Genomic DNA, 22,580 nt, shown 5'->3' with positions numbered 1-22,580 from the left:
TTCCGGAGTCAGGAGTCGAGGAAGTCGAGCAGGTCGGCGCCGAGCCGCTCCTTGTGCGTGTCCGTGATGCCGTGCGGAGCGCCCGGGTAGACCTTGAGCGTCGCGTTCTTGATGCGCGCCGCCGACGCCTTGCCGCCCACCTCGAACGGCACCACCTGGTCGTCGTCGCCGTGGATGACGAGGGTGGGGACGTCGATGGCGTCCAGGTCCCGGCGGAAGTCGGTGGCGGAGAAGGCGGCGACGCACTCGTGGGCGTTCCTGTGCCCGGACTGCAGGCCCTGGCGCCAGAACGCGTCGCGGATGCCCTGGGAGACGTCGGCGCCGGGGCGGTTGTTGCCGAAGAACGGCCCGTCGGCCAGATCGCGGTACAGCTGTGACCGGTCGGCCAGCGAGCCGGCTCGGATGGCGTCGAACACCTCGACCGGCACGCCGCCCGGGTTGTCGTCGGTCCTGAGCATCAGCGGCGGTACGGCGGAGACCAGGACGACCTGTGCGACGCGCGCGGTGCCGTGCCGGCCGACGTAGCGGGCGACCTCGCCGCCGCCCGTCGAGAACCCGACCAGGGTGACGTCGCGCAGGTCGAGGGTGTCGATGAGTGCGGCCAGGTCGTCGGCGTAGGTGTCCATCTCGTTGCCGTTCCAGGTCTGCTCGGAACGTCCGTGTCCACGTCGGTCGTGCGCGATCGCGCGGAATCCATGGGTGGCCAGGAGCAGTTGCTGGGCCTCCCAGCTGTCGGCGTTGAGCGGCCAGCCGTGGCTGAGCACGACCGGGCGTCCCTCGCCCCAGTCCTTGTAGTGGATCCGCGCTCCGTCGGCTGCGGTGACGAATGGCATGGGAACACTCCCGGTGGCAGGGGATCTTCCGGCTCATTGATCAGTGGCTCTGCGGAACGTGAAGCTTGGGTGAAGGGGAGCATGGCACGGGCGCCGGCCATCGGCTGTGCTCTGTGTGCCGGAGCCTTGTCCCTCTGTGCCACGACGTGCCACGACGCTCTCGGGCATCGCACCCGAGGTTGGACCGCGTACCGGAGCCGTCGAGTCAGGTGCCCGATGAACACAGCTTTGTCGCGCGTGGCCCCTACGCCGCAAACTGCTCCTCGGGGAAGCAGCGGCGACAGGCCGCTACCGCAGCCTGGGAGGCGCCGTGCTGGTTCTCGACACCGACGGCTTACCCGTCGCCGACCGCTACGAGGCTCTGCGCAACGTGGTCGCCCGGGAGGGCGGAGTCGACGCGGTCGAGGAGAACGAGCCGGCGGCGACGATGTGGAAGAGGCTCGAGATCTGGCACATCGGGCCGCTCACCCTGTTCGACACCCGGGGCACGGGCGCGCGCTTCGTGCGTTCCTACCGCAAGGCCCGACGCGAACTGGTGGACACCGTCTCGGTCATGACGCAGGCCGAAGGGTTCGGCACGGGCGCCTTCGGCTGCGACGGATTCCAACGGCGCCTGGGGCCGGACGGCGTCGGCCTGACGCCCCACATGGTCGCGTCACACGAGTACGGATGGTCGGGCACCGGCCGCTCGGTGGCCTTCTCGGTCGACATCGCCCATCTCGCCCTGCCCGTCGACACGGTGCGGGCCGCCGTCCCTCTGCTGCACCACAGCCCCGTCGAATCGCTGCTGGTGCAGCACATCCGCGGACTGCGCCGGCACGCGGACCGGTTCAGCGGCGGCCCCGAGGCGGAAGCCCTCGCCGCCGCGACCGTGCAACTCACCCGGGCTCTGATCGTCTCGGCCGCCGGAGACGACCCCACACGCCGGAACGTGGCGCAGGAGACCCTGTTCACACGCATCCTGGCCTACCTCCGCGCCCATCTCACCGAGCCGGATCTCACGCCGCAGCGTGTCGCCCGGGTGCACGGCATCTCCGTGCGCACCCTCTACCGGCTGTGCGAGGAAGGGGGACTGAGCCTCGAAAAATGGATCATCCGCCGTCGGCTCGAAGGCGCCCGTGAGGACCTGGCCGCTGCGGAACAGGCTCATCGCACCGTGGAAGCCATCGCCCGCTCCTGGGGCTTCGCCCATCCCGCCCACTTCTCCCGCCGCTTCCGCGAGACCTACGGCACCAGCCCCAGCGAATGGCGACGCCACTCCCGAGCCGACCTCTCCCGCCGTGCGACGCCTCCACGGTGAGCAGCGTCCGGCAGGCGGCGGTGTCCGGGGGGTCGCCGACGGCGCGACCGTCCGCCTCGCCGAGGGATGAGAGACCCGCACCTGCCGCGCGCGTGGAGGCGCACCGGCGCCCGCCGCAAGCCCGAAGCACGCTGCCGACGGCGTCAGTCAGGAGAGTCCCGATGCCCGGAACACCGCGTGCACCGTCTCGTCGTCGATGCGGTGGCCGAGCCGTTCCAGGACCTCCGTACCGTGGCGAAGTGTGCCGCGCTCCAGGGAGCGGCGGACGCCCGTGTCGAGTTCGTGCCAGAGCAGGGGGTTGGCCGTGAGGATGCGGGGGTCGAGTTCCAGGCGGTGGCCGTGGACGTCGCGCAGGACCAGGTGGGAGGAGATGCCGTCGTACTGGCGTACGGAGGTCAGTGCGTCCGTGCGGACGACGAGGCGCCGCCGGGGCGTGCGTACGGCCAGCCAGCCGGGGCCCGCGCTGACCTGAGGCGGCAGCAGGACGGCCAGCACCGTGGCCGATAAGACGCCCCAGAGCAGGGCGCGGAGGAGCGTCAGGCTTCCGCCGTCCCAGTCGACCAGAAGGAACATGGCGTAGAACACCAGGGCCCAGCCCACCGCGAGCCGCGCACCGTCACGCCAGTGGCGGTCGCCGACCGGGGCCGTCGGTGAGCTCCGTTCCATGTCTCCGAAAGTAGGCGGCCGTACGGGCGCTGTGACCACCGCCTACGGGGTTCTGGCGCCGCGCGGGCGAATATTGACGGGTTTCCGACGCGCTCGGCGGGGTCTGTCGATCCGTCGGCCGGCTGCCTATGCTTCATGACGTTCCGGAACTCAGACCTCCGTACCGTCGACCGGAAGGGCTCCATGGAGAGGCTCCGCAGCGCGCAGTGGTACGAGGGACAGGACCGAAACGCCTACATACACCGGGCCTGGATGCGACGCGGAGTACCGGGCGACGCCTTCACCGGCCGGCCCCAGATCGCGATCGCCAACACCGCCTCGGATCTGACTCCTTGCAACGCGCACCTGAACGAGGTCGCGGCCTCGGTCCGCAACGGCGTGTACGAGGCGGGTGGCATTCCGCTCGACCTGCCCGTGGTGTCGCTGGGGGAGACGCAGGTGCGGCCCACCGCCATGCTGTGGCGGAACATGGCGGCGATGGCCACGGAGGAGATGCTCAGGGCCAACCCCATCGACGGCGTGGTCCTGCTCGGCGGCTGTGACAAGACGATCCCGTCGCTGCTCATGGCGGCGGCCTCGGTGGACCTGCCCGCGGTCGTGGTTCCCGGCGGGCCCATGCTCAACGGCACTTTCCGCGGCGGCCTGCTGGGCTGCGGCACCGGTGTGTGGAAGCTGTCGGAGGAGGTCCGGGCGGGCACGCTCTCCCAGGAACAGTTCACCCGCTCCGAGTCGGCGATGATCCGCAGCCGCGGCCACTGCAACACCATGGGCACGGCCTCGACGATGGCGCTGGTGGCGGAGGCGCTGGGCACCGTCGTGCCGGGTACCGCGGGCATCCCCGCCCCCGACAGCCGTCTGCTGGAGGCCGCGCACCACACCGGTCGACTGGCGGTGGACATGGTGGGCGCCGACCGGCGACCGGGGACGTTCCTGACCGAGGCGTCCTTCCGGAACGCGATCGTCGCGCTGGCCGCGATCGGCGGCTCGACCAACGCCGTCGTCCATCTCCTGGCCATCGCGGGCCGGTTGGGCATCGACCTGACCCTCGACGACTTCGACCGCATCGGCTCCCGGGTACCGGTCCTGGTGGACCTCCAGCCGGCCGGGCGTTTCCTCATGGAGGACTTCCACCGTGCCGGCGGGCTGCTCGCCGTCCTGCGCGAGGTGCGCGACCTGCTGGATCCCGACGCGCTGACCGTCACCGGCAGGCCGTTGGCCGACTTCCTCGACGACGCCGGGATCTGGGACGGCGAGGTCATCCGTACCCGTGCCGAACCGCTGTTCGCCGAGGGCGGCATCGCCGTCCTGCGCGGCAATCTCGCCCCCGACGGCGCGCTCGTCAAACCGGCCGCCGCCTCCCCGCATCTGCTCCGGCACCGCGGCCGGGCCGTCGTCTTCGACTCCGTCGAGGACTTCCACGCCCGTATCGACGACCCTGAACTCGACGTGGACGCCGACTCCGTCCTCGTTCTGCGCGGCTGCGGGCCCAAGGGCTACCCGGGCATGCCCGAGGTGTCGAACATGCCCCTGCCGAAGAAGCTGCTGGAACAGGGGGTGCGTGACATGGTCCGGGTCTGCGACGGCCGGATGAGCGGCACGGCGTACGGCACGGTCGTCCTGCACGTGGCCCCCGAGGCCGCGGCCGGCGGCCCGCTCGCCCTCGTACGGACCGGTGACTTCATCACCCTCGACGTCGAGGCCCGCCGGATCGACGTCGACGTCCCCGCCGACGAACTCGCCCGCAGAAGCCCGGGCAAGGCCACCGTCACCGGCTTCGCCAACCCCCGGCGCGGCTGGGAACGCCTCTACGTCGACCACGTCCTCCAGGCCGACACCGGCGCCGACCTCGACTTCCTCGTGGGCTCCAGCGGCTCCGAGGTGACCCGCGAGTCGCACTGACACCGGGTCACCTCAGGGCATCACCAGGTCACGGGCAACTCGGTGACACCGCCGGTGAGGGTGGTACGGACCTCCAGCTCGTCCAGCTCCTTGGCGAGCCGCAGACCGGGCAGCCTGCGCGCCAGGGTGGCGAACACGATGCGCAGTTCCACACGGGCCAGGCTCGCGCCGATGCAGAAGTGCACGCCGTGGCCGAAACCCAGGTGGTTGCGTTCGGAGCGGTCGGGATCGAAGGTCTCGGCGTCGGAATAGACGGAGGAGTCGCGGTTGGCGGCGTTGATCGACAGGACCACGGCGTCGCCGCGCCGGATGGTGACGCCGGCGACGTCGACATCGGTGTGGGCGTAGCGCAGCAGGCCGAGGTCGCCGGGCGCGCCCAGGCGCATGATCTCCTCGACGGTGGCGTTGACCCGGGCGTCGGGGTCGGCGGTCAGGGTCTGCCACTGGTCGGGACGGGTGAGCAGGAAGAGCGTGCCCAGGCCGATGCGGTTGACCGTGGTCTCGTGCCCGGCGAACAGCAGCCCGACGCAGAGCTGGATCATGTCGGCGTAGTCGTAGTCCGCGTCGGTGCTCTGCGCGTGGACGAGGTCGGAGATCACGTCCTCGCCCGGCCGCGCGCGTTTCGTCTCGGCGAGTCCCGTCATGTACTCGTTGAACTCGTCCCGCGCCCGGTGCGCCGCGTCGCCGATGGCGTAGTTGGACATGCGCTCCGACAGTGACGCGAAGCGCTCGCGGTCGCTCTCGGGCACCCCGAGCAGCCGGCAGATGACCGCGACCGGCAGCGGGAAGGCCAGCCCGGCCTGCAGATCGACGACACCGTCGCCGGCGGCGGCATGCTCGGTGAGCAGCTGGTCGACGCAGTCGTCGACCAGCTGCTGGACATGGTCGGTGAGCATCCGCATCCGCTTGGCCGAGAACGCCGGGGTCAGCAGCCGGCGCATCCGCGTGTGGTCGGCCTCCTCGGTGTCGTAGTTGCCGGTGGGTCCGTCCAGTACGGCGGCGGACGTCAGGCGTGAGGCACGTTCCGGTTCGGGGTGGGAGCGGCCCAGCCGTTTGTCGCTGAGCAGGTCGCGGACCTCCTCGAAGCGGGTGACCAGCCAGGCGGGGTCCCCGGCCGGTGTGGTGACCGGCGTGACGGGCGCCTCCCGGCGCAGCACGTCGTACAGAGGCGCGAGGTCGAGCACGTTCGGCCTCGGGAAGGGCAGTTGCTGACGCTCGGCGGTCACGCTCATGGCGCTCCTCCTGTGATCTCAGAATTCGATCTTCGAGCCGCCCCGACCGTAGCAGTTTGTTGGCAGTAACTGTCATTAAAGTTTCGGACAGTCATCCCATGTCGCGGGCATGTTTAGATCGCCTGATGGAGGACTTCGTGGCGGACAGCGGGCGCGTGCCCCGCCGGGGGCGGCCGCCGGTGAGCGATGAGCAACGAGGGCGGCAGCGTCTCGACATCTCCCGTCACGCCGTCCGGCTGTTCGCCGAGCAGGGCGTGGCCGCCACGTCCGGCGAGCAGATCGCGAAAGCCGCCGGCGTCTCCGAACGCACGCTGTGGCGCTACTTCTCCACCAAGGAGAGCTGCGTCGAGCCGCTGCTCACGCGGATGATCGACGCCTTCCGGACGGTGCTGCACGCCTGGCCGCCCGAACTCGGCCTGATCGAGCACCTGCGCGCGGCCTACCAGCCCGTCATCGACTCGTCGTCCGGCGCGGATGTCGAGGCGGTGCTCGCGGTGGTCCGGCTGACCCACGACGAACCCGCGCTGCGCGCCGCCTATCTGGTGCTCCGGGAGCGTGCGGAAGAGACGTTCACCGAGGTGCTCGCCGAACGCATGGGCATGCGACCCCATACGTTCGACGTCCGGGTACAGGCCGCCGTGATGAGCGCCGTGCTCAAGGCCGCGGCCGACGATTTCGCCCGTGAGACAGCCGGCCGAGGCATCACCCCGGAAGCGCTGGAGGGGCATCGCGACCGCCTCGCCGACGCACTCGGGTTGGCCACCCGGGGGCTCTCGGGGCAGTAGCGCCGCGTACTAGCGAGCCGGGTCGCCGTCGTACTCGCGGCGGGCCCGGTCGACCTTGTCCAGGTTGCCGGCCGCCCACTCGGAGAGATGCGCGAAGAGCGGGGCGAGGCTGCGGCCGAGTTCGCTGATCTCGTACTCGACGCGAGGGGGGACCTCCGGGTGGTACGTGCGCACGACCAGCCCGTCGCGTTCCAGTTGGCGCAGTCGCTGGGTCAGCACCTTCGGAGTGATGCGGGCGATGCGCCGTTGCAGTTCCACGAAGCGCTGCCGGCCGTGGGCGTGCAGGGTCCACAGGACGGGTGTGGTCCACCGGCTGAAGACGATGTCGACGACCGGCGAGATCGGGCAGGCGAGCACCAGTTCGGTCGTGCTGTCGGCTGCGGTCGGTGCGGCGTCGTCGGCCATGCGCTTCCCTCTCGGACAGTCACTTTCCTGTAGGTACCTACTTTACTTCCGGTGTTAGCGTCCCCCTGTCTCGCCCGGCCATCGGGCGGCGCCAACCACAAGCAAAACAGGGGGAGTTACTCATGATCGTAGTGACGGGAGCGACCGGCAACGTCGGCAGTTCACTCGTACGGACGCTCGCGGCGGCCGGTGAGCGGGTGACCGCGACGTCCCGGAGCATCACCGACGCGGACGTTCCGGAGGGCGTCCGGCATCGCAGGGCGGACCTGACCGACGCCGAGAGCCTTCGCCCGCTTCTCGACGGCGCCGACGCGCTGTTCCTGCAGAACGGCGGGCCCAGCGCCCACCTGCTGAACCCCCGGCACATCCTGGACGTCGCCAAGGCCGGCGGAGTCGAGCGCGTCGTGCTGCTGTCCTCGCAAGGAGTCGCCACGCGGCCGGAGTCGGCCTCGCACGGTGGAGTGGCACGCGCCATCGAGGACGCCGTGCGGCAGTCGGGCCTGGACTGGACCGTCCTGCGCCCCGGCGGTTTCCACTCCAACATGTTCGCCTGGGCCGAGTCGGTGTGCACCGACAGGACCGTCGCCGCGCCGTTCGCCGATGTCGGCCTGCCCACGGTCGACCCGGGCGACATCGCCGAGTCGGCCGCCGTGACGCTGCGCCAGAGCGGACACGCCGGCCGGATCTACGAGCTGACCGGGCCCGCGCTCGGCACGCCGAGGCAACGAGCCGAATCGATCGCGGACGCGCTCGGCGAACCGGTCCGCTTCATCGAGCAGACCCGTGACGAGGCCCGGGCTCAGATGCTCCGGTTCATGCCCGAGGCCGTGATCGAGACGACGCTGGCCATCCTCGGCGAGCCCACGCCCGCCGAGCAGCGGATCAGCCCCGACGTCGAACGGGTCCTCGGCCGCGCGCCCCGCACCTTCGCGGCGTGGGCTCGACAGCACGTCGCCGCTTTTCGGTGAGGCTGTGACGGCCTCCGCCGTTGCCGCCCCTGGTTCGGGTCAGGCGTCGGTCCGCTCGTAGGCACTGATGACGTAGCGGGCCTCGTCGTCGATCGCGTTCTTCTCCCGGTCCAGGGAGATCCGCACCGGGCGACCGTCGGCGGCGTACTCCGCCTCGGCGGCGCTCTCTCCTTCGCTGGACTTGAGTGTGGAGGTGTATGCGGAGGGCTCCTGCCAGGGGGCGTGGCTCGGCGCCTGCGTGCTCGCCGGTGTGCCGGTGCCGCAGGCGGCGGCCGCGCAGACCACCCCTCCGATCAGTACGGCACGGGCAGCGAGAGGCGCGGCAGTCATATCGGAGGTCCCTTCGAAGACGGCTACCGCTATGACGCCGGCCGCCCGGGGAACGTTCGGCATCACCGTCGAGACGGCCCGGCCCTGGTCAGACAGGGAGGACGAAGGGAGGGTGCGCACCGTTGAGGAAGTAGTCCCCGACATCCCGGAGCCGGTGGGCGACGGGCTCGTACAGGGTGTGCGTGCGCGCATTGCGCCAGAAGCGGTCGAAGCCCAGCCGTGCGGACGCGGAGCGGACGCCGATGATGTCGAGGGCGCGGGCGGTGGACTCCTGCACGGCCTTGGACGCGGCGGCTTCGGCCATGGCCACGAGGACGGAGATCTCCGCGTACTCCTCGTAGCCGAGGTCCTCGCCGCGTGCCAGCCCGTCGTGCACGGCATCCCGCGCCTGGTCGGCGAGTGCGGACGCCGAGCGGGTGAGCACGGTGAGTTCCCCGTACGCGGTCAGCACCTGCGGGTCCTGGGGCGAGCCGACCGGCCAGTCCGGGTGCCAGTGGGAGTGGCCGGTCCTGCTGTACTCACGGGCTTCGGCGAGAACGCCCTCGGCCATGCCGAGACGGAGCTGCACCGACAGGAGACGCCCGACCGGTGACACCAGAGCGGTCAGGGGCGAGAGGACGTCCTCGTCCGCGGCCAGGGAGCCCAGCACATCGTCGGCGGAGACCGGTACGGCGTCGAACTCCACGCTCCCGCCCGCCGCGAGCCGCTGCCCGAAGGGGTCGGCGTCGCCGTCGATCACCACGCCCGGGAGGCCGGGATCGACCACGACGGCGAGCGGCTCGCCGGTGTCGGCCCGTACCGCCCGCACGGCGAGCCGGTCGGCGACCAACACGCCGGCGGCGTAGCTCTGCCGGCCGTTCAGCGCATACCCCCGTGCGTTCCTGACGAGTGACAGAACCGGTTCCTGACGCGCCAGACCACCGCCCCAACACCACTGCTCCGCCGCGGAGCGCCGCTCCAGCCGGGCGGCGAGAGCGGGCTCGGTGAAGAACCGGGCGCTCCACGACATGAAGTAGTGGCAGCCGAGCAGTTGGCCGATGGCGCCGTCGGCCGCTGCGATCTCCCGGACCACGGTGTACGCCGTGGGCCAGTCCTCGCCGCCGCCCCCGAGCCCGTCCGGTATCAGGAGCGTCAGCAGGCCCGACTCGCGCAGCCGGGACACCTCGTCGAACGGGGGCTTGCCCGCCTGGTCCCTGGCCACCGCGTCCGTGGCCAGATCATCCGCCGTCTCACGGGCCACGTGCAGCCAGTGCGTACGTCCGGGCCCGGTCGGCGCAGGGGCTGGGCCCATGGCAGAGATCTCCTCAACATGTGTGGGGCATGCGTCATCCTGCGCAGCGGCCCGAGGCACCGTCAACACTTTCCTAGTAATTCTATAGGGAATGTAGGGAACGTGGACGGCGATATGCGGCCAGCCGGGCCCTCAGCCTCTGCACGGGCGTCGGCGGCAGAGCCCGCGCCGCGCCCCGCGCGTAGTGGCGCTCGACATAGAACTGCCCCACGCTGAGCACGGTGGTGACGGCGATGTACCAGAGCGTGGCGACCATCAGCAGCGGGATGACCTGGTACGTCTGGTTGTAGACCAACTGCGCCGAGTACAGCAGGTCGTGCACGGCCAGCACACTGACGATGCTCGTGCCCTTCAGGGTGCCGATCAGCATGTTGCCGGCGGTCGGCACGATGGAGCGCATCGCCTGCGGCACCACGATCCGGCGCAGGGTGCGTGCCCTGCCGATGCCGAGGGCCTGGGCCGCCTCCGTCTGGCCGGAGTCGACCGAGAGGATGCCGCCGCGCACCACCTCCGCGGCGTAGGCGGCCTCGTGCAGCGTCAGCCCGATGACGGCGGTGAGGGCCGGTCCGAGCAGGTTCACCGTTTTGACGGTGACGAACTGCGGGCCGAACGGGATACCGAGTCCGAGCGTCGGGTAGAGGGCGCCGATGTTGAACCAGAACAGCAGCTGCACCAGCAGCGGAGTGGACCGGAAGATCCACACGAAGCCCCAACTCAGCGTGGCCAGCACGGGGTTGTCGGACAACCGCATCACGGCCAGCGGAATGCCCAGCAGGAAGCCGAGCACCATCACCACACCGGTCAGCCACAGCGTGAGGAGCAGCCCGTCGAGCACGGCGGTACTCGTGAAGTACTGGCCGACCACCTCCCACTGGAAGGCGCGGTTGCGGACGACGGAGTTGACCGCCATCGCGAAGAGCAGCAGCGCGACGGCCGCGGACAGCAGGCGGCCGACACGCCGGCGCGGCACGATCCGCGGGAGATCGTCGTCGGGTCCTCGGCCCGGAATCCGGCCGGACGATGCTGTCGGACGCCCCGCGGACGCGGCGGGTGCGGAGTCGGTGAGATCAGGCGGCGAGACCATCGGAGGGATCTCCAGGGAGGGAGGCGCGGCATGGGTACGGAACCGGAGTCCCGGTCGGGCGTCATCACGCTCGCCGCGTCCCTCAACGCGGTGCGCCCGATCGTAAGGGTCCGACACACGCGGGTGTCAACCACGTACCGGGACCGCGCAACTCCCGTCCGGCATCCGAGCCGTGGTTGACGAACAGCGAGATGTCCTGCTCAAGTAGTCGCATGAATGCCGGACAGCGCCTGGTCAGCCGGGTCCACATCGACTTCGGTCGAGTGTGGTCCGCGGCGTGTTGCGCCTGACACGGCAGCGGGCCGTCTGACCGGCCCTTCCCTCCCTCGGTGCCCCCGTCGCGGGCCGAGTCTCTCTCCTGACACGCGCTGCCGTCGCATCGCTCCGCCCGGGGCCTGTACCCCGGCGTCATCACACCTGATCACCACCTGGTTCCCCACGCCCTGAGGCGCCGTCACACCCGGCCGCCCCGAGGGCGTGCCCCGCCGTGTCTCCGTCCGAACTCGGCGTGTCATCAGAGGACTTGAGAAAGGCCATACCCATGCCCGTGGAGTTTCTCGGCATCGCCGCCACCCACGACGGTTCCGAAACCACCCCGCGCTCCGGCGCCGCCTTCGACAAGGAGTACACGCTCCGGCTCGCCCGCGCGCACGAGGACCACGACTGGGACCGGGTGCTGTTCGCCTACGGCTCCGGATCGCCGGACCCGGCGCCGGCCGCCGCCTACATCGCGAGCAGGCTGGACCGGCTCCAGATCCTTCTCGCGCACCGGCCCAACGTCTCGTACCCGACCTTCGCCGCGAAGACCTTCGCCACCCTCGACCAGATCAGCGAGGGCCGGCTGACCGTGCACTTCATCACGGGCGGCAACGACCACGAACAGGGTCGCGAGGGCGACACCCTCACCAAGGACGAGCGCTACGCACGCACCCGCGAGTACATCCGGATCGTCAAGAAGATCTGGACCACGCACGAGCCCTTCGACCACGAGGGCGAGCACTACCGCTTCCACGACTTTGTCAGTGACGTCTTCCCGGTCCAGCAGCCGCGCCCGAACGTGTCCTTCGGCGGCTCGTCACCCGCCGCGTACGCCGCCGGCGGAGCAGAGGCCGACGTCTACTGCCTCTGGGGCGAGCCCCTGGCCAAGACCGCGGAGCAGATCGAGACGGTGAAGGCGGCGGCGAAGGCGGCGGGCCGCACCGACCTGCCGCGCATCCAGGTGGCCTTCCGCCCGATCATCGCCCCGACCGAGGAACTGGCCTGGGAGAAGGCCCACCGCACGGTCGGCGCGATCAAGGCCCGCAAGGAGCGGGGCGAGGCGATCACCAAGCGCCACAACGGACTCGCCCAGCCGCAAAACACCGGCTCGCAGCGGCTGATCGCCATCGCCGAGGCGGGGGAGCGCTACGACCGCGCCCTGTGGACCCCGACGGCCGCCGCGACCGGCGGCGCGGGCAACTCCAACGCCCTGGTCGGCACCCCGGAGACGGTCGCCCAGGCCCTCCTGGACTACTACGACCTCGGCGTCGACATCCTCTCCGCCCGCGGCTACGACCTGCTGGGCGACGCCATCGACTTCGGACGGCACGTGATCCCCATCGTCCGCGAGGAGGTCGCCAAGCGCGACGCAGAGCGTGCGGCCCGCGGGACACAGACCCTCGCGGCGGTGAACGCATGACCTCCGCACCGGAACTGACGTCCCTTCACGTCCCGGTCTCCGATCCCCGCGTCGAGCCACTCCTGCGCGAGCTCGGCCACGAGTACTCCAGACGCTACGGCGGGGACGCGCACGCCGAGATGGCCCGCTATCCCGACGAGGAGTTCACCGAACCGCACGGCGGTCTGCTCATCCTGCTCCTGGAGCACGGCGAGCCCGTCGCGGGCGGCGCCTTTCGCCGGTACGACACCACCACGGCCGAGCTGAAGCGGATCTGGAGCCACTCCGCCCACCGGCGGCGCGGTCTGGCCCGGCGCGTCGTCGCCGAGCTGGAGCACGAGGCGGCCCTCCGCGGCTACCGCCGGATCTACCTCACCACGGGCCCGCGCCAGCCCGAAGCCCGCGGCCTGTACCTGGCCACCGGCTACACACCCCTGTTCGACACCGAGGCCGACCCGGAGACCATCGGCCCGCTGCCGTTCGAGAAGCACCTCGGAGAGGCCCTGAAGCCGTGAACACTCGCACGATCAGAACCCGTCCGCGCGGCGCCGCCGCCCTCGCACTGCTGCCCCTCCTGGCGCTGACCGCCTGCGGCTCCGGCGGCACCCCCGGCACCACTCCCGCGGGCGCCCAGGCGTCCCCCGCGCCCACCGACGACCCGGTCGCCGCCGTACGCAAGGTGGACTTCGCCGCCGCCCTGCTGCCCGCCGACGTCCGCAAGGCGGGCACCCTGCGCATCGGCAGCTCCGTCGGATTCCCGCCCGGGGCCTACTACCCGAACGGCCCGGGCAAGGCGCCCGCGGGCCAGGACATCGACATCGCCGACGCGGTGGCCAAGGTCCTCGGTGTGAAACCGGCGCGCCAGGACGCCTCCTTCGAGACGATCCTGCCCGCCCTCGGCAGCGGCAAGTTCGATGTCGGCACCGGCAACTTCGGTGTCACCACCCAGCGCCTGAAGACCGTCGACTTCGTCACCTACATCAACGACGGCCAGGGCTTCGCCGTGAAGAAGGGCAACACCACACTCAAGAAGAAGGTCACCGACCTGAAGCAGCTGTGCGGGCTGACCATCGGCACCGGCGCCGGCACCACCTTCGAGACGACCCTCACCGCGCAGAAGGACGTCTGCGCCAAGGCCGGCAAGGAGCCGTACGAGGTGAAGGTCTACTCGGAGAACGCCGCGACCCTCACCGCGCTCCAGCAGGGCCGCATCGACGTGATCATGTCGACCATCAACGGCCTGCGCTACCAGGCGTCCCAGCCCGCCTCCCAGACCACCTTCCTCGGCGAGTACCACCGCCTCGACGTCGGCTTCGCCTTCCGCAAGAACTCCCCGCTCACCAAGGCCTTCCGGGCCGCCGTCGACGTGCTGATCAAGGACGGCACCTACGCCCGGATCCTCGAGAAGTGGGGCACCTCCGCCTCCGCGATCGACGCGTCGCAGATCAACCCGCCCGAGCACAGGTGACCCATGAGCAGCGACACCATCACAGAACCGGCCCCCCGGCTGGTCGAAGACCCGGCCGAACTGAAGGTCGTCCCCACCCGCCACTACGCCCGCTGGGCCGCCGGCGCCGCCGTGCTCGTACTGATCGCCCAGTTCGTCCACGGCCTCGCCACGAACCCCGTCTGGGAGTGGAACGTCTTCCGCGACTACGTCTTCTCGGAGACGATCGTCCAGGCGGTGTGGGTGACCCTCCAGCTCACCGCCTACGCCACCGTCCTCGGCTTCCTCCTCGGCACCGTGATCGCCTTCATGCGGCTGTCGCGCAGCCCGCTGCTCTCGACCGTCGCCTGGACCTACATCTGGATCTTCCGGTCGATCCCGATGATCGTCCAGCTGGTGTTCTGGTTCAACCTCAGCGCCCTGTACAAGGAGCTGGGCCTCGGCATCCCCTTCGGCCCGGTGTTCTGGTCCGTCGACAGCAACACCCTCATCGGCACCATCGGCGCCGCCGTCATCGGACTGACCCTGCATCAGGCGGCCTACGCGGCCGAGATCGTCCGCGGCGGTGTCCTCGCCGTCGACCAAGGACAGCTCGAAGCAGCCGCCGCGCTCGGCATCCCCCGGCTGCGGCAGATCCGCCGCATCGTCCTGCCGCAGGCCATGCGCGCCATCCTGCCCACCGCCGGCAACGAGATCATCGGCCTGCTCAAAGGCACCTCGGTGGTCTACGTGATGTCCATCGGCGAGCTCTTCTACCAGGTCCAGGTGATCTACGGCCGCAACGGCCGGGTCATCCCGCTGCTGCTCGTCGCCACCGCCTGGTACGTCGTCCTGACCTCCCTGCTGTCCATCGCCCAGTACTACATCGAACGCCGCTACGCCCGGGGCGCCGACCGCACCCCGCCGCCCACCCCGTTCCAGCGCGCCCGGCGCCTCGTGACGAAGGAGAGCTCATGAATGCCGTCATGGTCGACGTCCACGGCGTCCACAAGAGCTTCGGCCCCCTGGAGGTGCTGCGCGGCGTCGACCTGGAGGTCCGCGCCGGCGAGGTCACCGTGATCCTCGGCCCGTCCGGCTCCGGCAAGTCCACGCTGCTGCGCACCATCAACCACCTGGAGAAGGTCAACAGCGGCTGGGTCACCATCGACGGCGAGCTCATCGGCTACCGCCGCTCGGGCAACAAGCTGCACGAGCTGAAGGAGAAGGACGTTCTGAAGCAGCGGACCAACATCGGGTTCGTCTTCCAGAACTTCAACCTCTTCCCGCACCTGACCGTGCTGGAGAACCTCGTCGAAGCGCCCGTCTCCGCGCTGCGCCGCCCGCGCAAGGAGGCGGAGGAGACCGCCCGCCGGCTGCTGGAGCGGGTCGGGCTCGCCGACAAGACCGACGCCTATCCACGGCAGTTGTCCGGCGGACAGCAGCAGCGCGTCGCCATCGCCCGCGCACTCGCCCTCGAACCCAAGGTGCTGCTCTTCGACGAACCCACCTCGGCGCTCGACCCCGAACTGGTCGGCGAGGTCCTCGACGTCATCAAGGACCTCGGCCGCACCGGCACCACCATGATCGTCGTGACGCACGAGATCGGCTTCGCCCGCGAGGTCGCCGACACGGTGGTCTTCATGGACGGCGGAGTCGTCGTGGAACAGGGCCCGCCCTCGGCCGTCCTCGACGCCCCGCGGCACGAGCGCACCCGCGCCTTCCTCTCCAAGGTCCTCTGACACCCCTTCCGTTACGCACGCTACGCACGCAAGGAGCACCACCGTGGCCACCCTCGCCGCCCGCCGCACCACCGCCGCAACGCTCGGCCTCGCCACCGCCCTCGTCCTCGCCGGCTGCGCCAACCCCACCGACGGCGGCACCACCGAGGTCGCGGCCGAGCACGGCAGCAAGACGCAGATCAACATCAGCCCCGACCAGAAGCGCATCACGACCGGCAAGGTCGACTCCATAGCGGCGGAAGTCCCGGAGAAGATCCGCAAGAGAGGCACCCTGGAACTCGTCTCCTCGGCCGGCTCCGCCGCACCGCTGACCTTCTACGCCACCGACAACAAGACCGTCATCGGCGTCGAGCCCGACCTCGCCCACCTCGTCGCCGACGTACTCGGCCTCAAGCCACACATCAACACCGTGTCGTGGGAGAACATCTTCGTCGGCCTCGACAGCGCCAAGTACGACGCCGGCCTCAGCAACATCACCGTCACCGAGGAACGCAAGGAGAAGTACGACTTCGCCACCTACCGCGAGGACAACCTCGGGTTCGCGGCCAAGAAGGGCAGCGGCCTGAAGATCACCGGGCCGAAGGACGTGGCGGGCAAGACCGTCGCCGTGAGCAGCGGCACCAACCAGGAGAAGCTGCTGGTCGAGTGGTCGGCACAGAACAAGAAGGCCGGCCGCGAGCCGGTGGACATCAAGTACTACCAGAACGAGAGCGACACCTACCTCGCCCTCCAGTCCGGCCGGATCGACCTCTACCTCGGCCCCAACCCGACCGCCGCCTACCACGCGGCCACCAGCGGGAAGACGGAGGTCGTCGGCACCTACTCCGGGGCCGGCGCGGGCCTCCAGGGCCTCATCGCGGCCACCACCAAGAAGGACAGCGGGCTGGCCGAGCCGCTCGCCGACGCGATCAACCACATCATCGACAACGGCACCTACGCGAAGGTGCTGAAGCGCTGGGGCCTGTCCGACGAGGCCGTGACCAGGTCGGAGATCAACCCGCCCGGCCTGCCGAAGAACGGCAGCTAGCCGCTGCGTCCCGAGACCGTCCGCGACCACCAGACCGCTGAGGAGCATCCGACCATGTCCGGCATCCCTCTCGGGGTCCTCGACCTCGTCCCGATCCCGTCCGGCTCCACCGCCGCCGAGGCGCTGCACCACACCATCGACCTCGCCCGGCAGACCGAGCGGTTCGGCTACAGCCGCTACTGGTTCGCCGAGCACCACCTCAACCCGGGCGTGGCCGGGACCTCACCCGCCGTCGTACTGGCCCTGACCGCCTCCGCGACCTCCACGATCAGGATCGGCTCCGGTGCCGTGCAACTCGGCCACCGCACCGCCCTGTCCACCGTCGAGGAGTTCGGCCTGATCGACGCCCTGCACCCGGGGCGACTCGACCTGGGCCTCGGCCGCTCCGGCGGCCGGCCCCCCGGACAGACGGCGGAACCCCGCCCGACCACGACCCCGGTCGTCGACGGGCGCACCCCGAACGGCCTGAGGATCCCGCCCCGGTTCTCCTTCGAGCATCTGCGCGGCTCACCGCGCCTCAAGCTCCAGCAGCGGTTGTTGCAGCAGCCGGGCGCCGGCCACCAGGACTACGGCGAACAGGTCGACGACATCCTCGCGCTGTTGCGCGGCGACTACCGCTCGCCGGAGGGCCTCGAAGCACACGCCGTCCCCGGCGAGGGCGCCGACCTGCAGGTGTGGATCCTCGGCAGCAGCGGCGGCGAGAGCGCCGAGGTCGCGGGCCGCAACGGCCTGCGCTTCGCGGCCAACTACCACGTCAGCCCGGCCACCGTACTGGAGGCGGCCGAGGGCTACCGGGCCGCGTTCCAGCCGTCCGACCATCTCGACAAGCCCTTCGTCAGCGTCTCCGCCGATGTCGTCGTGGCCGAGGACGACGAGACGGCCCGCGAACTGGCCACCGGCTACGGCCCGTGGGTGCGCAGCATCCGCACCGCCGAGGGCGCGATCCCCTTCCCGACGCCCGAGCAGGCCCGCGCGCACGCCTGGACGGAGCAGGACCGCGCGCTGGTCGCCGACCGCGTCGACACCCAGTTCGTCGGCTCGCCGAGGCGCGTCGCCGACCAGCTCGAACAACTCCAGGAGGCCACCGGCGCCGACGAGCTGATCATCACCACCATCACGCACGACCACGCCGACCGTGTGCGCTCCTACCGACTCCTCGCGGAGGAATGGCAACGCCGGTGAGCCGGTCGCGACCCGGCCCCGTCCTGAGACGGGGCCGGGCGCGAACCCCTGCTACAGCGCGGCCGCCGCGCCGTGCAGGCACTTCGCGGCCAGGGCCAGGCCCTCGGTCTGCGAGTAGGCGGCGTCCTCGTGCTCGATGTTCACCGCCATGTCCGGGTCGACCTCGGCGAGGGCGCGCAGGAACTCCGTCCAGTAGGCCACGTCGTGTCCCTCGCCGACGGCGACGAACTTCCACGCGGGGTTCTCCGGCCAGGAGTTGCACCAGAACCCGTAGCCGGTGGGCACCTTGCCGGGCGCGTCGGCCGGCACCCGGGTGAACGACGTGTCCAGCACACCGCGGATGTCGGCACCCGGGCAGAGTGTGGCGTCCTTCGCCGCCGCGTGGAACACCAGCGGCCCCAGCCACCTGACGCACGCGACGACGTCCATGCCCTGCCACATCAGATGCGAGGGGTCCATCTCGGCGCCGACGTTCGTCAGGCCGCCCTCGTCGACGAGGCGCTTGAGGGTGACGGGGGAGAACACCACGTTGTGCGGGTGCATCTCGATGGCGACCCGGACGTCGTGCTCCCGGGCCAGCGCGTCGATCTCCTTCCAGAACCCGACGGCCACGCCCCACTGGTAGTCCAGGACGTCCATGTAGACGCCGTCCCACGGGTTCACGACCCACGAGGGGTACTTGGCGTCGGGGTCGGAGCCGGGAGTGCCGGACATGGTGACGACGTGCTTCACGCCGAGCAGGCCGGCGAGACGGATGGTGCGGCGCAGATCGTCGGCGTGCTTCGGGCCGACGCCCGGCAGCGGGTTGAGCGGATTGCCGTTGCAGTTCAGCCCGGTCAGTTCCATCCCGCGGTCGGCGAACGTCGCCAGGTACTCCGCGCGCGCGGTGGCCGAGGACAGCAGCAGGTCCACCGGGCAGTGCGGGGCCGGAATGAAGCCGCCGGTGTTGACCTCGACCGAGGTCAGCCCGTTCTCCTTCAGGATGTCGAGGGCCTCGGTGAGGGTCCGGTCGTGCAGACAGGCGGTGTACGCGCCGAGCTTGAGGGCCATGGTTCGTGCTCCTTGGGTACGGGTGGTCAGGCGGCGGGCGGAACGTCGACGGCGGTGCCGCCGAGCCGGGAGGACTCGACCACGGCCCGGATGATCTCCATGGTCCGCAGCGCGTCGGCGAACGTGGCGCAGGCCGGCAGCGGCTCGGAGACCCCCGCGACCTGGTCGAGGAAGGCCCGGGCCTGGTAGGTGAAGTTGTCGGCGTTGCTGGCGCCCACGCCCGGCGCCTCCATCGGGACACCGCCCGCGAAGTACGGCAGGTTCGGGCCGGCGATGATGTGCCGTGCGCCCCGGGTACGAGCGTCGGGCTGGGCGTCGTCGAAGAGGTACTCGGCGGGCCGGTGCTGGTCGAACGCGGCCCGGCCGCCCACGCCCAGGACGTCGAAGGCGAGCCCGTTGGGCAGCCCGAACGCGGTGCGGGACACCGAGAAGGTCCCGACGAGGCCCGACTCGAAGCGGGCGGTGAAGGACGCCGTGTCCTCGTTCTCGACCTCGCCGAGCTCGTCGGAGACGGGCGCCGCGTTGTGCCCGACGACCGCGCCCAGCGGCAGGGGCCGCTTGGGGATCTGCGTCGACAGCGTCGCGCCGGAGACCGAGACGACGGGCCCGGCCACGTACTCGGCCGCGTCGATGACATGCGAACCGACGTCACCCAGCGCACCGGAACCCGGCCCGCCCTTGAACCGCCAGCTCAGCGGCCCCTTGGCGTCGGTGGCGTAGTCGCACCAGTAGCGGCCGCTGAACAGAGTCAGGTCGCCCAGCTCACCCCGCAGGACGTGGTCGCGGATCGCGGCGATGCCGGGGGAGCGGCGGAAGGTGTAACCGACCGCGGTCACGACCTCGGCGCCGCGCTCCAACTCGGCCATCGCACGGGCGTCCCCCAGCGATCCGGCCAGCGGCTTCTCGCACAGCACATGCTTGCCGGCGGCCACCAGCGCCTCGGCGATGGGCCGGTGCAGGTCGTTGCCGACGACGATGCTGACGGCGTCGATCGTCGGGTCCTCGGCGACGGCCTCCCAGCTCGGCAGCGCCTTCTCGAAGCCGTAGCGACGGGCGGCGTCCTCGCCGAGCGCGACATTGGCGTCGGCGATCGCGGCCAGCCGGACGGGCGGCAGACCCGCGCCGTAGACCGTGTTGACGTTGCGGTAACCGGCGGCATGGCTGCGGCCGGCCATGCCGGCCCCGATCACCGCGACGGAGAGGGGCTTACTGGACGTGGTCATGGCGGTGCCTTTCACGGAGGAGGGACGATCAGGTGGCGAACCGGCGGCGGAAGTGGGACTCGATGGCCTCCATCGAGCGGCCCCGGGTCTCGGGAACGGTGCGCATGTAGTAGGCCAGCGTGACGGCGTTGATCGCGGCGAAGATCAGGAACGTGGCGCCGCCGATCGCGTCGATCAGCGGCGGGAACGCCAGCGTGACCACGAAGTTGGCCGTCCAGGTGCCGAACACGGCGATGCCCATCGCGAAGCCGCGCAGCCGCAGCGGGAAGATCTCCGCGAGCATCAGCCAGAACACCGTCGCGATGCCGCCCTGCATGAACAGCAGGAAGGTCAGCATGGACGCCAGCACGAGGTAGCTGCGGGCGGTCGACTCGGGCAGGACCAGGAAACAGAAGGCGATCAGCAGCAGCGAGACGGTGACACCGGCCTGCCCGGTCAGCAGCATCGGGCGCCGGCCGTAGCGGCCCAGCAGCCACATGCCGGTCGACACGGCGAGGACCGCCACGACGCCGTTCGCGATGGTCGCGGTGAGAGCGGCCTGGGTGCCAAGCCCCGTGTCCAGCAGGATCGTCGGCGCGAAGTACATGATCGAGTTGACGCCGGTGAGCTGTGTCAGCGCGGCAAGGCCGAACCCGAAGATCACGATCCGCCGCACCCACGGCGTGCCCAGATCCCGCCGGCCCGCCCGGGGCTCATGGGCATCGGCGGTCACCCGGCGCTTGATCTCGGCGAACTCCGCGTCGACCACGTGCGCGTCGCGGATGCGGCCCAGGGTGCGGGCGGCGTCGTCGAACCGGCCGCGCGAGGCCAGCCACCGCGGCGACTCGGGCACGAAGAGCATCCCGAACCACAGCAGCACGGCCGGGACCGTGGCGATCGCGAGCATCCAGCGCCACACACCGCCCTCGCCCATGGTCTGGGCCATGACCGCGTTCGAGGTGTAGGCCAGCAGCTGACCGGTCACGATCATCAGCTCGTTCTGCGTCACGAGCCGGCCGCGGCGCTCGGCCGGAGCCAGCTCGGCGATGAACACCGGAACCGTCGCGGACGCGCCACCCACGGCGAGCCCGAGCAGCACCCGGAACAGCACCATCACCACGAGATCGGGTGCGAGCGCCGTGCCCAGCGCGCCGACGAAGAACAGCACCGCGAGCCCGAGGATCGTCCGCTTGCGGCCGTAGCGGTCACACAGCCGGCCCCCGAACAGGGCCCCGAACGCCGCACCGAGCACGAGGGACGACGCGACGACCCCCTCGGTCAGCGGCGTCAGCCCGAGCCCGCCCTCCTCCGGCGAGAGGGCCATGAAGGGCAGCGCGCCGGAGATGACGCCGGTGTCGTAGCCGAAGAGAAGCCCGCCGAACGTGGCGATGACGGTGATGAAGCGCAGCCGTCGACAGACCTCCGGCGAGGCGCGTTCGGTGGCTGTGGTGCTTGGTGCGGAGGCCTGGGGCGTGTCGTCCGTGACGTCCATGGCCACCTCCTAGCGGTTGAGGTGTCGTGTGGGGGATCAGCCGGAGGCCGGGGATAAGGAACAGGAGACGTCGATGTAAAGCGCTTTAAAAAAGCGCATGGCAAGACGATGTTCGTCAGGACCGGTCGGTCAGGTACTCGTCGATCTTCTTGCGCATGAAGAGGGAGGACTCCTTGGCCCGCTCCTCCCAGGCGAAGACGCAGGCCGTCAGCGTGCCGTCGAAGCCGTTCGCGCGCAGCGCGCCGAAGAGTTCGCCGAAGTCGACCTCACCCTCACCGATGTCCAGGTGCTGGTGGATGCGGGCGGGGGTGCCCGGCGGGTTGAGGATGTAGCGGTTGCCGGAGGACGCCGTGTGGTCGAAGGCGTCCGCGAGATGGACGTGGGTCAGCAGATCACCGGCGTACTCGATGATGCCGGGGGCGTCGTCGCCGATGTGGAACGTGTGCGGCGCGCAGTAGAGGAACGACACGTTGGGGTGGTTGATGCCCCGGATGAGGTTGATCGCGTCGTAGCCGTTCTCGATGAAGTCGTCGGGGTGCGGCTCCAGCGTGAGGGTGATGCCCTCCCGTTCGAACAGCGGCAGCAGCTCGTCCATGGACTTCCAGAACTGGGCCTCGCTGCGGTCCGGTTCCTCGGGGCGGCCGTTGAACTCGGAGATCATGCTGGTGACACCGAGGTCGGCGGCGATCTGGATGGAGCGCGTCCAGTAGCGCACGGCGGCCTGCCGGGCGTCCTCGTCCGGCCCCGACCAGCGGAACAGGGGCAGGAGTGAGGAGATGCCGACGCCGGCGGAGTCCAGGGCCTTGCGGAACTTCGCGACCGTGCCGTCGTCGACGCGGGGGTGCCGGAAGAAGGGGATGAAGTCCTCGCGGGGCGACAGTTCGATCCACTCGTAGCCCAGCTCGGCCACCACGGAGGGAAGTTCGAGCAGCGGGACGTGGCGGATCATGAAGGGGTCGAGGGCGATCTTCACAAGCGTCTCCGGGTGAGAGGGGACAGGTGCGGTGTGACG

Annotated in this window: 22 protein-coding genes; 11 read left to right on the top strand and 11 right to left on the bottom strand. The window is 70.5% G+C overall.

Annotated features, from left to right (window positions below):
- Positions 1 to 8: 8 nt before the first annotated feature.
- On the bottom strand, positions 9 to 833 hold the full coding sequence (locus tag ACFT4A_RS26720) for an alpha/beta fold hydrolase (RefSeq protein WP_382834434.1): 825 nt from the start codon (positions 831 to 833) through the stop codon (positions 9 to 11).
- 310 nt (positions 834 to 1,143) lie between these two features.
- Here ACFT4A_RS26720 and ACFT4A_RS26715 point away from each other — a divergent pair, with 310 nt between their 5' ends.
- Complete coding sequence (locus ACFT4A_RS26715; protein WP_382834431.1) at positions 1,144 to 2,133, top strand: helix-turn-helix domain-containing protein; 990 nt, start codon at positions 1,144 to 1,146, stop codon at positions 2,131 to 2,133.
- Positions 2,134 to 2,280: 147 nt separating this feature from the next.
- Here the strand turns inward: ACFT4A_RS26715 and ACFT4A_RS26710 are convergent, their stop codons facing one another.
- A complete protein-coding gene (locus ACFT4A_RS26710; protein ID WP_382834427.1) occupies positions 2,281 to 2,799 on the bottom strand; it encodes a hypothetical protein in 519 nt (172 codons plus the stop codon).
- 183 nt (positions 2,800 to 2,982) lie between these two features.
- Here ACFT4A_RS26710 and ACFT4A_RS26705 point away from each other — a divergent pair, with 183 nt between their 5' ends.
- Positions 2,983 to 4,698: an IlvD/Edd family dehydratase gene (locus ACFT4A_RS26705; RefSeq protein ID WP_382834424.1), complete on the top strand. Its 1,716-nt coding sequence runs from the start codon at positions 2,983 to 2,985 to the stop codon at positions 4,696 to 4,698.
- 20 nt (positions 4,699 to 4,718) lie between these two features.
- On the opposite strand, the gene ACFT4A_RS26700 is transcribed toward ACFT4A_RS26705, so the two are convergent.
- Positions 4,719 to 5,930: a cytochrome P450 gene (locus ACFT4A_RS26700; RefSeq protein ID WP_382834421.1), complete on the bottom strand. Its 1,212-nt coding sequence runs from the start codon at positions 5,928 to 5,930 to the stop codon at positions 4,719 to 4,721.
- Between the two features lie 125 nt (positions 5,931 to 6,055).
- Here ACFT4A_RS26700 and ACFT4A_RS26695 point away from each other — a divergent pair, with 125 nt between their 5' ends.
- Positions 6,056 to 6,715 (top strand): TetR/AcrR family transcriptional regulator, encoded by a 660-nt coding sequence (locus tag ACFT4A_RS26695; protein ID WP_382834418.1) that lies wholly within the window; start codon positions 6,056 to 6,058, stop codon positions 6,713 to 6,715.
- Positions 6,716 to 6,724: 9 nt separating this feature from the next.
- Here ACFT4A_RS26695 and ACFT4A_RS26690 read toward each other — a convergent pair whose 3' ends face one another.
- Positions 6,725 to 7,120 (bottom strand): winged helix-turn-helix transcriptional regulator, encoded by a 396-nt coding sequence (locus ACFT4A_RS26690; RefSeq protein ID WP_382834415.1) that lies wholly within the window; start codon positions 7,118 to 7,120, stop codon positions 6,725 to 6,727.
- Between the two features lie 122 nt (positions 7,121 to 7,242).
- On the opposite strand from ACFT4A_RS26690, the gene ACFT4A_RS26685 reads away from it, so the two are divergent.
- Positions 7,243 to 8,088 (top strand): NAD(P)H-binding protein, encoded by an 846-nt coding sequence (locus tag ACFT4A_RS26685; protein ID WP_382834412.1) that lies wholly within the window; start codon positions 7,243 to 7,245, stop codon positions 8,086 to 8,088.
- A gap of 39 nt (positions 8,089 to 8,127) precedes the next feature.
- Here ACFT4A_RS26685 and ACFT4A_RS26680 read toward each other — a convergent pair whose 3' ends face one another.
- The 3 genes from ACFT4A_RS26680 to ACFT4A_RS26670 all read right to left on the bottom strand — a co-directional run bounded on the left by ACFT4A_RS26680 (position 8,128) and on the right by ACFT4A_RS26670 (position 10,793).
- Positions 8,128 to 8,418 (bottom strand): hypothetical protein, encoded by a 291-nt coding sequence (locus tag ACFT4A_RS26680; protein WP_382834409.1) that lies wholly within the window; start codon positions 8,416 to 8,418, stop codon positions 8,128 to 8,130.
- Between the two features lie 88 nt (positions 8,419 to 8,506).
- Entirely contained in the window at positions 8,507 to 9,709 is a 1,203-nt protein-coding gene (locus ACFT4A_RS26675) for an acyl-CoA dehydrogenase family protein (protein ID WP_382834406.1), read from the bottom strand.
- 82 nt (positions 9,710 to 9,791) lie between these two features.
- The gene (locus tag ACFT4A_RS26670) at positions 9,792 to 10,793 is read right to left on the bottom strand and encodes an amino acid ABC transporter permease (protein ID WP_382834403.1); all 1,002 of its coding nucleotides are present in this window, start codon (positions 10,791 to 10,793) and stop codon (positions 9,792 to 9,794) included.
- Positions 10,794 to 11,334: 541 nt separating this feature from the next.
- On the opposite strand from ACFT4A_RS26670, the gene ACFT4A_RS26665 reads away from it, so the two are divergent.
- From ACFT4A_RS26665 to ACFT4A_RS26635, 7 genes are read left to right on the top strand one after another with little or no spacing between them, the layout of a single operon-like run.
- The gene (locus ACFT4A_RS26665) at positions 11,335 to 12,471 is read left to right on the top strand and encodes an LLM class flavin-dependent oxidoreductase (protein WP_382834400.1); all 1,137 of its coding nucleotides are present in this window, start codon (positions 11,335 to 11,337) and stop codon (positions 12,469 to 12,471) included.
- Positions 12,468 to 12,965 carry a GNAT family N-acetyltransferase gene (locus ACFT4A_RS26660; protein ID WP_382834396.1) on the top strand — a complete coding sequence of 166 codons (498 nt, stop codon included), beginning with the start codon at positions 12,468 to 12,470 and terminating at the stop codon, positions 12,963 to 12,965. The genes ACFT4A_RS26665 and ACFT4A_RS26660 overlap by 4 nt, the downstream gene beginning before the upstream one ends.
- Positions 12,962 to 13,918 carry an ABC transporter substrate-binding protein gene (locus ACFT4A_RS26655; protein ID WP_382834393.1) on the top strand — a complete coding sequence of 319 codons (957 nt, stop codon included), beginning with the start codon at positions 12,962 to 12,964 and terminating at the stop codon, positions 13,916 to 13,918. Before ACFT4A_RS26660 ends, ACFT4A_RS26655 begins: the two co-directional genes overlap by 4 nt.
- A 3-nt stretch (positions 13,919 to 13,921) precedes the next feature.
- A complete protein-coding gene (locus ACFT4A_RS26650) occupies positions 13,922 to 14,854 on the top strand; it encodes an amino acid ABC transporter permease (protein ID WP_382834390.1) in 933 nt (310 codons plus the stop codon).
- Positions 14,851 to 15,615 carry an amino acid ABC transporter ATP-binding protein gene (locus ACFT4A_RS26645; protein WP_382834387.1) on the top strand — a complete coding sequence of 255 codons (765 nt, stop codon included), beginning with the start codon at positions 14,851 to 14,853 and terminating at the stop codon, positions 15,613 to 15,615. The genes ACFT4A_RS26650 and ACFT4A_RS26645 overlap by 4 nt, the downstream gene beginning before the upstream one ends.
- Positions 15,616 to 15,658: 43 nt before the next feature.
- Positions 15,659 to 16,642, top strand: coding sequence for an ABC transporter substrate-binding protein (locus ACFT4A_RS26640; RefSeq protein ID WP_382834384.1), 984 nt, complete (start codon positions 15,659 to 15,661; stop codon positions 16,640 to 16,642).
- A 54-nt stretch (positions 16,643 to 16,696) separates the two neighbouring features.
- Positions 16,697 to 17,824, top strand: coding sequence for an LLM class flavin-dependent oxidoreductase (locus ACFT4A_RS26635; protein WP_382834381.1), 1,128 nt, complete (start codon positions 16,697 to 16,699; stop codon positions 17,822 to 17,824).
- Between the two features lie 51 nt (positions 17,825 to 17,875).
- On the opposite strand, the gene ACFT4A_RS26630 is transcribed toward ACFT4A_RS26635, so the two are convergent.
- The 4 genes from ACFT4A_RS26630 to ACFT4A_RS26615 form a co-directional block, all read right to left on the bottom strand.
- Positions 17,876 to 18,874 (bottom strand): sugar phosphate isomerase/epimerase family protein, encoded by a 999-nt coding sequence (locus ACFT4A_RS26630; protein WP_382834378.1) that lies wholly within the window; start codon positions 18,872 to 18,874, stop codon positions 17,876 to 17,878.
- A 26-nt stretch (positions 18,875 to 18,900) separates the two neighbouring features.
- Positions 18,901 to 20,097 carry a Gfo/Idh/MocA family protein gene (locus ACFT4A_RS26625; protein WP_382834375.1) on the bottom strand — a complete coding sequence of 399 codons (1,197 nt, stop codon included), beginning with the start codon at positions 20,095 to 20,097 and terminating at the stop codon, positions 18,901 to 18,903.
- A gap of 28 nt (positions 20,098 to 20,125) precedes the next feature.
- Positions 20,126 to 21,568, bottom strand: coding sequence for a sugar porter family MFS transporter (locus ACFT4A_RS26620; RefSeq protein WP_382834373.1), 1,443 nt, complete (start codon positions 21,566 to 21,568; stop codon positions 20,126 to 20,128).
- A 115-nt stretch (positions 21,569 to 21,683) separates the two neighbouring features.
- Positions 21,684 to 22,541, bottom strand: a complete 858-nt coding sequence (locus tag ACFT4A_RS26615) for a sugar phosphate isomerase/epimerase family protein (RefSeq protein WP_382834370.1) — start codon at positions 22,539 to 22,541, stop codon at positions 21,684 to 21,686.
- Positions 22,542 to 22,580 lie beyond the last annotated feature (39 nt).

It is taken from the genome of Streptomyces sp. NPDC057099, from assembly GCF_042671245.1.
In the GTDB taxonomy this organism is placed as follows: domain Bacteria; phylum Actinomycetota; class Actinomycetes; order Streptomycetales; family Streptomycetaceae; genus Streptomyces; species Streptomyces purpurascens.
Note: the sequence above shows the minus strand (reverse complement) of the source record. Positions and strands in the feature narration are given on the sequence as shown.